This is a genomic window from Pseudomonadales bacterium (assembly GCA_013215025.1).
Taxonomy (GTDB): domain Bacteria; phylum Pseudomonadota; class Gammaproteobacteria; order Pseudomonadales; family DT-91; genus DT-91.
In genome coordinates, this window is record JABSRR010000074.1 from 1 (window position 1) to 8925 (window position 8925).

Annotated in this window: 8 protein-coding genes; 3 read left to right on the forward strand and 5 right to left on the reverse strand. The window is 46.0% G+C overall.

Annotated features, from left to right (window positions below):
* Positions 1 to 151: 151 nt before the first annotated feature.
* Positions 152 to 406: a type II citrate synthase gene (locus tag HRU21_07100; protein ID NRA42061.1), complete on the reverse strand. Its 255-nt coding sequence runs from the start codon at positions 404 to 406 to the stop codon at positions 152 to 154.
* A 167-nt stretch (positions 407 to 573) separates the two neighbouring features.
* On the opposite strand from HRU21_07100, the gene HRU21_07105 reads away from it, so the two are divergent.
* Both HRU21_07105 and HRU21_07110 read left to right on the forward strand, forming a co-directional pair.
* On the forward strand, positions 574 to 1869 hold the full coding sequence (locus HRU21_07105; protein ID NRA42062.1) for an NCS2 family permease: 1296 nt from the start codon (positions 574 to 576) through the stop codon (positions 1867 to 1869).
* A 47-nt stretch (positions 1870 to 1916) separates the two neighbouring features.
* Entirely contained in the window at positions 1917 to 3035 is a 1119-nt protein-coding gene (locus HRU21_07110) for a class I SAM-dependent RNA methyltransferase (protein ID NRA42063.1), read from the forward strand.
* A gap of 32 nt (positions 3036 to 3067) precedes the next feature.
* Here HRU21_07110 and HRU21_07115 read toward each other — a convergent pair whose 3' ends face one another.
* Positions 3068 to 4162 (reverse strand): M50 family metallopeptidase, encoded by a 1095-nt coding sequence (locus tag HRU21_07115; protein ID NRA42064.1) that lies wholly within the window; start codon positions 4160 to 4162, stop codon positions 3068 to 3070.
* Positions 4163 to 4299: 137 nt separating this feature from the next.
* Between HRU21_07115 and rapA the strand changes: the two genes are divergently transcribed.
* Positions 4300 to 7122 carry an RNA polymerase-associated protein RapA gene (rapA, locus tag HRU21_07120; GenBank protein NRA42065.1) on the forward strand — a complete coding sequence of 941 codons (2823 nt, stop codon included), beginning with the start codon at positions 4300 to 4302 and terminating at the stop codon, positions 7120 to 7122.
* Positions 7123 to 7143: 21 nt separating this feature from the next.
* Here the strand turns inward: rapA and xerC are convergent, their stop codons facing one another.
* From xerC to dapF, 3 genes are all read right to left on the reverse strand, one after another.
* Positions 7144 to 8040: a tyrosine recombinase XerC gene (xerC, locus tag HRU21_07125; protein ID NRA42066.1), complete on the reverse strand. Its 897-nt coding sequence runs from the start codon at positions 8038 to 8040 to the stop codon at positions 7144 to 7146.
* 4 nt (positions 8041 to 8044) lie between these two features.
* Complete coding sequence (locus tag HRU21_07130; GenBank protein ID NRA42067.1) at positions 8045 to 8725, reverse strand: DUF484 family protein; 681 nt, start codon at positions 8723 to 8725, stop codon at positions 8045 to 8047.
* The coding region (gene dapF / locus HRU21_07135; GenBank protein NRA42068.1) for a diaminopimelate epimerase at positions 8725 to 8925 on the reverse strand (201 nt) is incomplete at its 5' end. The genes HRU21_07130 and dapF, both read right to left, overlap by 1 nt.

The following is an 8925-nucleotide window of genomic DNA, read 5'->3' on the forward strand; positions in this document are numbered from 1 at the left end:
GATAAAATGAAGAGACACCTTTAAACGAATTGAGTAGGCAAAGTGGGGAAATTATTAATAAGAGATTATAACCTGATTGGAACCGTTAAGGGCCTTTTTTATGCGAAATTAAATCACTCAAACTATTCTCAACTAAATTGCAGATGTAGTGCTAGAAGCTAGTGGGCATTGGAGCATTGGTTGTCTTGTCCGCCTGTACCGCTTTCCAATCAGGGCTCTCCTGTTCAGCAAAATATTCAACATGAGGATAGCTTTTAGCCAATAGTTGCTTGTGCGAACAAATCATACATTGGTGCTCAATCCCACCTTGCATCACCTTGCCTGTGGCCTGCATCATGCCGCGAAGGCACTGATCACAAACATAATTGAACTCATACGGTTGCACCTTTCGAAAAATTTCAGCCATGATGAAACACCTCGTGAACAGTTTATGTATTTAGCTTATGAAGAGAACTACACTTGTGCAAGCTGAGTCATGCGATAATCGGTTGCTGAAAATCTAGACAATTGACCGATCTGTCACTATCATACCGCCGAAATTTTGACCTAATAGACAATATTTAAAGGCCAGACATGCTTGAGAAACTGTTTAAATTATCACAGCACCAAACCAGCGTTAAAACCGAGGTACTAGCTGGCTTAACGACCTTTTTAACCATGGCCTATATTCTGTTTGCTAACCCCAGCATCATGGCAGCATCAGGTATGCCGAAAGAGGCGGTATTTACCGCAACAGCCGTAGCGGCGGCCATGGGCTGTATCTTAATGGGCCTGTGGGCTAACTTTCCCGCCGGCCTAGCTCCAGGCATGGGTCTGAATGCCTTTTTTGCTTTTGCTGTAGTTGGTGGCATGGGTTACAGCTGGGAGCAGGCTTTAGCTGCAGTGTTGGTCTCTGGGGTAATTTTCTTTCTATTATCAGTATTTAAAATTCGCGAGTGGATTTTACAAGCGATACCTGCCAGCTTACGACACGGTATCACGGTTGGCATAGGCCTCTTTTTATCGATTATCGCCTTGAAAAATGCAGGCATCATCGCCGACCACCCAGCTACGCTACTTACCCTCGGTGACTTAACACAGGCTCCCGCCGTGCTCGCTGCACTGGGCTTATTATTGATTATTGCGCTAGATCATAAGCAAGTGCCGGGCGCTATGATTATTGGTGTATTACTCATATCGATTATCGCCGCGCTGCTAGGGCTCACTGAGTTTAACGGCTTACTGGCCACTCCGCCCTCGCTAGCGCCCGTGCTAATGGCCATGGACTTCAGCCGCATCACTGAAATCTCAATGATTTCGGTGATTCTAGCCTTTGTATTTGTCGACCTGTTTGATACCTCAGGCACCTTAATGGCGACCGCCTCTCAGGCGGGACTCACCGATGAAAACGGCCAGTTTCCGCAAATGAATAAGGCCATGGTTGCAGACTCAGTCGCCACTACCGCGGGTGCCGCGCTCGGCGTATCGTCGGTTACCACCTATGTTGAATCAGGCGCAGGCATTGCTGCTGGAGGCAAAACTGGGCTTACGGCAGTCACCGTCGGCCTTTTATTTTTAGTGGCGCTGTTCTTCTCGCCCTTATTAGACTTTATCCCCGCCTACGCCACCGCACCGGCATTACTGTATGTTGGTCTGCTCATGACCAGAGACATGCAAAAGATACACTGGCAAAACCTGACCGATGCAGCCCCTGCTTGGATTTGTGCGGTGATGATGCCGATGGGTTTCTCAGTGTCGCACGGTATTGGCCTAGGCTTTACCGCACATGCCATCTTAATGTTGCTGAGCGGCCGCTTCAGCGATATTAAACCCGCTGTGGTGGTGGTTGCCTGCTTATACTGCCTAGGCCTTGCCTTTAAGGTGATATAAATCGCGAGCGCATGTCTTTTCGCGCGCCAGTGCATTAAAATTGCGCAATGCCTGAAACATTTTTTATTCAATCACTGGATGCGCTGGCTCAGGGGGTCAGTAAATCGGCTCAGCAGCGAGAAATTACTTTTATTGCCAAAACGCTACCCGGCGAAACCGTGCGCGCCGAGGTGCTTGTCAAACGCAAGCAAGTGAGTGAAGCCAAAGTCATTGCGATCGACATTCCATCAGATCAACGCGTTGATCCGGCCTGCCCACATTATCAGTCATGCCCATCTTGTCATTTATTACACACCAGCTATACGCATGAACTGGAATTGAAGCAGCAAGCACTGCAACAACAGCTAGAGTTTTTAGCCCAGCATAGTTATCAAAGCTTGCCCGAGATCGACGTCATCGCATCTCCCGAGCGTCATCAATACCGTAACCGCGTGCAGCTGCACTATCGTCATCGCTATATTGGATTTATTGATCGTCACCAAAATCGGGTAATTGAAGTACCGCAGTGTAAAATTCTACGCCCAGAACTTCAGCAAGCATTTGATCGCTTATACCAGGAAAAGAGCTGGCTAGAGCAGGATTCAGACAGTGGTCACGTAGAGCTTTATTGGCAAGATGATGCGGTGCAAATTGAATGGAATCAAGCCTACGCAGCGGGCGGCTTCTCGCAAGTAAACCAAGCAGTTAACCAGCATTTAGTTGCCTCTACATTTACTATCTTGCAGCAACTAGGCTGCGAATCACTGCTGGATTTATTTTCTGGGCAAGGCAATTTATCGCAGCAATATGTCGATCATCACCCCTGCCAGCGCATCATGGTTGACATATGCGCATCGCAGCAAGCCGATTATTGCCAGCTTAATTTATTTGATGATGATGCGTTTGAACGTTTTAGCCGTCGAGTTGGCAAAATAGCGATCGACACCTTATTGATTGACCCACCGCGTGCTGGCTTTAAGCAACTTGCGTTCTGGTTAAAGCGACTTAAACCCAAACATCTGATATACATCAGTTGCAACCCGCAAAGCTTGGCACGTGATTTAAAAAATTTAACGGCTAATGGCACAAAATTTAAGGTCGAAACGATTCAACTATTTGATATGTTCCCCGGCACCTATCATTTTGAGACACTGGTACAGCTAAGCTTCAAACGGCATGCCAAGTAATTTAAATATAAAACTTTAAATAATGGTTAGATTTACATCTCAGCTAATTGAAGTAGACGCTGGATAGTCACGATACCAACCGTTCTGCCTTGATGCACCACCGCGATTAACTTATAAGGCTGCTGTTTGAGCTCCTTAATAACTTGGTTAATTGGGCTTTGAGCATCAACGGTTTTAATCTTGTCCAGAGTCATAGCAGTTTGCTCAAGCGCCTGATGCAGCGTTAACGAAGAATATTGCGATGGCGCGAACTGATCAATTAAAGCTTCAAACTGCGCCTTATTAATAAAGCATTCTAGTTTGGCCTCATCGCCAATCGGGTAGATTGCCTGATCAGCAAAATTATCAATTTGCACCGCCACTTGGCTCAACATAGATTGCCACGACAAACGGGTAAACTGCGCATTGGCCACATGAATAATCGGTAAATTTTTTACTTGATGTTTAAACTGCACTAAACGGTTTTCACCCGCAGCCCCCATAAAAATAAACACGCCGATTAAGCCAAGCATAAAATTATTGCTGACCAGACCATAGGCAATAAAGGCAACAGCAAAAAATTTACCGACCCTGCTGGCCCATAACGTTGCTTTAGCATGCTCCAGTTTTAATGCGAGTAAACCGCGTAATACCCGCCCCCCATCCATTGGGAAAGCAGGCACAAGGTTAAACGCCGCAAGGAATATATTCACGAACAATAGCTCGTATAAAAAAGGCCACTGGCCGTTAAGCAGCTGCGCGTTATCAAAACCCATTGGGTTTAACTTAAGATAGGCTGCAATAACTAAGGCAATCACCACATTCACCAGCGGACCTGCGATAGCAATAGCAATCTCTTGTCGCGGCTGCTTTGGGATATCTTGCATCGCTGCAACACCACCAATAGGTAATAAAGTAATATGCTCCGTCTTAATGCCGTAGCGTCTTGCCGTCAACGCATGGCCAAATTCATGCAACACAACACAGCCAAACAAGGCAACTATAAACGTGACATTATCGGCGGCAGCCATCAGACTGCCTGAGACTGCGTAGCCGCGCCAGGCAAACCATGCCAATAATAAGAAAAAGGTGTAATGAATATAGATATCTATATCTACAATGCGGGCCAGTTTTACAGTCCAGTTCATAATATTTTCACTGATAGGTATAAACTTTATTTTATCATCAATTGGTCGATAATTCTTATTGCGATAAAACTATTAGCGCTGAACATATCACTTTATAATGCGCGGCCAATGAGGTTAACCCATGAGTGAGAATCGATTTGACTGAATTTGCTATTGGCCAACGCTACATCAGTAGCTTGGAGGCCGGCTTAGGCCTGGGCATGGTATGTGGTTATGAAGGCAGACGTGTCAGCATTTATTTTCCCGCCACCGATGAAGAACGCCATTACGCAATCGATCAAGCCGCGCTTACACGCATTGTTTATACTGCAGGCGATCACATTGAAGACCTGAATGGCAACTCTCTGCTTATTACAAACCTAACCATTAATGATGGCTTATATTTGTATGAAGTGGAGAATCAGGCACTTGAAAAGTCAGTCATCGCCGAGACCGAGCTAAGCCATAATATTCAGTTCAGCCAGCCTAGCCAGCGATTATTAAATGGTCTCAGTGATGCACCTAAAGCTTTTCAATTAAGGCAAATTGCACAACAGCTATTTAAGCAATGGCAAAGCTCCGAGGCGCAGGGCTTATTAGGCCCACGAGTACAGTTGCTAGCGCATCAGCTGTATATTGCCGACCGTGTCGCACATCGTGCCTCCCCACGTGTTTTGCTCGCCGATGAAGTAGGGCTCGGCAAAACTATTGAAGCCGGGCTGATTATTCACCAACAACTCACGCTCGGCTTTGCTCAACGCATCTTAATTTTAGTGCCCGACAGCCTTCTGCATCAATGGCTGGTCGAAATGTTGCGGCGCTTCAATTTACACTTCTCAGTTTTTGATCAAGAAATCTGCGAAGCAGCTGAAGCCAGCTTCGCCAACCCGTTTGAGTCGCAACAATTAGTGCTAGCGCCATTGTCTCTTGTCAGTCAGCAAGATAAACGAACTGAGCAGATACTGGCATGCACATGGGACTTAGTAGTCATTGATGAAGCCCACCATTTGGCCTGGTCAGAGCAGTCACAATCAGCCGAATATTCACTGGTTGAATCCCTATCAGCGAAAACGAATGGTCTGTTATTACTGACCGCCACACCTGAACAGGCAGGCATCGCCAGTCATTTCGCACGGCTTAAGCTGCTTGATGCTAATCGTTATTTCGACTTGGATACGTTCATTGATGAAGAAACACATTACCAGCAGATCAATCAGTTATTAGACCAGATACTCGAGCATGACTTCTCAAGCATGCCAGAGGCATTGAAATCTGTATTAACCGAAGCCGAGCTGTCTTTAATAGACTCGCATATCGAGCTGCAACAAGACAAGCAAGCCAAACGGCTTTCAGTCAATGCGCTTCTTGATCGTCATGGCACTGGCCGCGTATTAATGCGTAACACCCGACATACCGTTACAGGTTTCCCAAATCGAATATTACAATCCTACCCCTTAGAACTGCCCAGCAGCGAACTTATTGCTGGTGCAAGTTTGCAAGCCGTATGTCAAATTGAGAGCNTATGGGGCGAGGAATGGCTGCAGCAAGATTTGCGCGTCGACTGGCTGCTCAAGCAGCTCCATCTATTAGCACAGCAAAAATGCTTATTAATATGCGCGAATGCTAGTACCGCTATCACCCTTGAAGAGCACTTACGTATTCGCCACAGCATTAACACGGCCGTATTCCATGAGCATATGTCGCTAATTCAGCGTGATCGCGCTGCAGCTTATTTCGCAGACCCTGAAGAAGGCGCACAAATATTAATTTGTAGCGAAATCGGCAGCGAAGGTAGAAACTTTCAATTTGCCGCTCACCTCATTTTGTTTGATTTACCGCTAAACCCCGACTTATTAGAGCAGCGTATTGGCCGACTTGATCGCATAGGGCAATCACAAGACGTTCATATACACATACCCTATTATCAAAATACTGCGCAGGCTATTTTACTGCGCTGGTATCATGAGGGTATCAATGCGATTGAGCAAACCTGTGCGTTTGGTTTTCAACTATTTAGCGAGTTCGCAGAATCGTTGAACACATGCATTGAGGCCAATAATGAAGCGCAGATTAATCAGCTAATCCAGCAAACCCAACAAAAAGCAGAATATTTTCGAAATACCGTTGAGCAACAACGAAATCGTTTGTTAGAGCTGAATAGCTGCCGTCACGATGAAGCTGAGCAGATTATTGACCACATGCTTGTCGCTGAGCAGCGTGCTCAACTACAAAGCTTTATTGAGCAATTCTGTGATCAGTTTGGCATTGAGATTGAAGCGTTAAATAGCCACGTTTGGTGTATACGTCAGGGAGACCACCAGCGAAGCAGCCTTGCCAATGTTAGCGAAGAAGGCTTCAGCGCAACATTTTCACGCGAGACTGCCTTGTCGCGAGACGACTTACAGTATTTAACTTGGGAGCACCCGTTTGTTCAAGAAGCCTTAGAGCTTATCTTGCAAGGTGAATATGGCAACAGCAATGTCGTTAGCATCAAAGTAAAAGGCATACCTGCAGGCAGCTTATTACTTGAAGCCAGCTTTTCAATTGATGCACCGGCGCCAAAATACCTACAGCTAAATCGTTATATACAGCAAAGCAATATACGTTGCCTGATGAACTTACAAGGCAAAGATTTGTCGAATTTACTGAGTGCCGAACAACTACAGCAACTGGTTGAAAAAATTCCAGCCAATGCGATTCAGGCGCTAATCAAACAAGCCAACAAAAGCATTCAAACGCTGATAAGTGCGGCAGAGCATCAAGCCCAGCAACAGCTGCCCGCATTAATCAGCGCTGCGCATGATGCCATGCAATTAGACTTGGATGAGGAAACTAGTCGACTGCAGGCGCTACAAAGTATTAATCCAAACGTCAGCAGCGATGAGATTGACGCCTTAGTTCGCAAAAAATCTGAGAGCGAAGACGCACTCAAAAAAATGCAGCTAGTAACCGACAGCTTACGACTGGTGATTGCTAAATAGCGGCTTAATATTTCGTTGAGTTTAATCTTTGGGTGATTTTGCGCGCGGATGCGCTTGATCGTAGGCCTTGGCGAGGTACTGAAAGTCTAAATGGGTATAGATTTGCGTGCTACTGATATCGCTATGCCCCAGTAAATCTTGCACAGCTCGAATGTCCGAACTGGACTGCAGCATATGGCTGGCAAAAGAGTGTCGCATTAAATGCGGGTGCATTCTTCTACTGGCGCCCGATTTAACACCCAACCGAGCTAAACGCATTTGAATCGATCGATGACTAAGCCGCTGACCTAGCGCTGAAATAAACAGCGCAGAATTAGCTGGTTTGGCATATTGCTCGCGATGGCCTAACCAAGCTTGCAACTTATCATTGGCCTTTGCGCCGACCGGCACAATTCTCTCCTTGCCACCCTTACCCGACACTTTAACTAGGGATTGAGAAAAATCCATGTCGTTAATGTCTAGCGCGGCTAATTCTGCCAAACGCAGCCCCGAGGAATAGAATAACTCGAGCATGCATAAGTCTCTCATCTCATGCCAGGTTTCAGCTGGGCTATCTAATAGCTGATTAATTTCATCAACATCGAGAACCTTCGGCAGAGTGGATTCAGACTTGGGTGGCTTGACCGCAATGACAGGGTTATCCTGTAACAGCTGCCGATCTACATGATAGCGAAAAAAATTTCTTAGCGCTGACAGCTTTCTTTGAATGGTTTTTCTGGCAACACCTTTGCGCCGCATTGCATGCAGCCAATCTCTGACCGCATAGTCGCTGAGCTCAGCGGGACTGTCGACCGTAAAAAAACTCACGGCTTGGTCTAAGTCACGCCGATAATTGTTAACCGTATGCTCAGCTAGCTGCTTTTCAAATCTTATGTAGTTAAGATAATTTTCAATCGCAACCGACCAAGTAAGCGCCATTACACTACCTGAGATATTTGGGAATTTGCACAGCTAAAATATTCACAATAAACGATAAAAACAAGCTATCCATCGCATGTGAAAAATAGGCCGCATCATCTGAACCTAAGGATAAAAAGCCTATCGCCTGCTTTTGACTCACAATTGGCATCACAATAGCTGAGGCAATGTCTGTATTGCCGGCAAACAATAAGGCCAACTCTTCTTGCCTAAAGCTTCCTGACATGCCCTTGGTTTGCTGTAATAAACCCGGCAATACCTGCTTGATTTCGTTTTCTGCCAAGACCTGGCATTGATTAACTTTATGAGTAAGATCATTCGCAACCAAGGTAAGGCACACGGCATCCACTTGAAATTGGTCGATACAAAAGCTATGCAGCTGCGCCATCAAACGGTTGATATTATTGGTTTCCAGCAGCTGCAGCGTAAGTCGCTGAGTTTGCTCAAACAGGCCATCATTGCGCTGGCCTTGCTCTAACATTTCGCTTAAACGCTTGCGCGTTTCAATATTTCTTTCGCGCAAAATACTGACTTGACGCTCCAATAAAGAGACCGCATTTCCGCTGTCGTGAGGTAAGGCAATATCGGCAAGCAAATGCGGACGATTAAGAAAAAAGCTCGGGTTTTCAAGCAAATAATCACTGACCTGCTCGGCGGTGATTTGCTGCTGCTCAAGTATAGACATTAGAGTTTTATTTTCCCTTCGAAGACAGTTTCAGCCGGACCAATCAACTGAACTGACTGGCCTTGTTGCCACTCAATCATAAGCTGCCCGCCAGGTAAATCAACCTTTACCTTAGAATCGAGTTGACCTAGCTGAATGCCGTGAACCACGGCTGCACAGGCGCCTGTACCACAAGCCAGTGTTTCACCAACGCCTCGTTC

What these genes read in the sequence shown, in the direction of transcription:
- HRU21_07100 (NRA42061.1), bottom strand. Translation starts at nt 406, where the DNA reads ATGGCTGAAATTTTTCGAAAGGTGCAACCGTATGAGTTCAATTATGTT.
- HRU21_07105 (NRA42062.1), top strand. Translation starts at nt 574, where the DNA reads ATGCTTGAGAAACTGTTTAAATTATCACAGCACCAAACCAGCGTTAAA.
- HRU21_07110 (NRA42063.1), top strand. Translation starts at nt 1,917, where the DNA reads ATGCCTGAAACATTTTTTATTCAATCACTGGATGCGCTGGCTCAGGGG.
- HRU21_07115 (NRA42064.1), bottom strand. Translation starts at nt 4,162, where the DNA reads ATGAACTGGACTGTAAAACTGGCCCGCATTGTAGATATAGATATCTAT.
- xerC (NRA42066.1), bottom strand. Translation starts at nt 8,040, where the DNA reads ATGGCGCTTACTTGGTCGGTTGCGATTGAAAATTATCTTAACTACATA.
- HRU21_07130 (NRA42067.1), bottom strand. Translation starts at nt 8,725, where the DNA reads ATGTCTATACTTGAGCAGCAGCAAATCACCGCCGAGCAGGTCAGTGAT.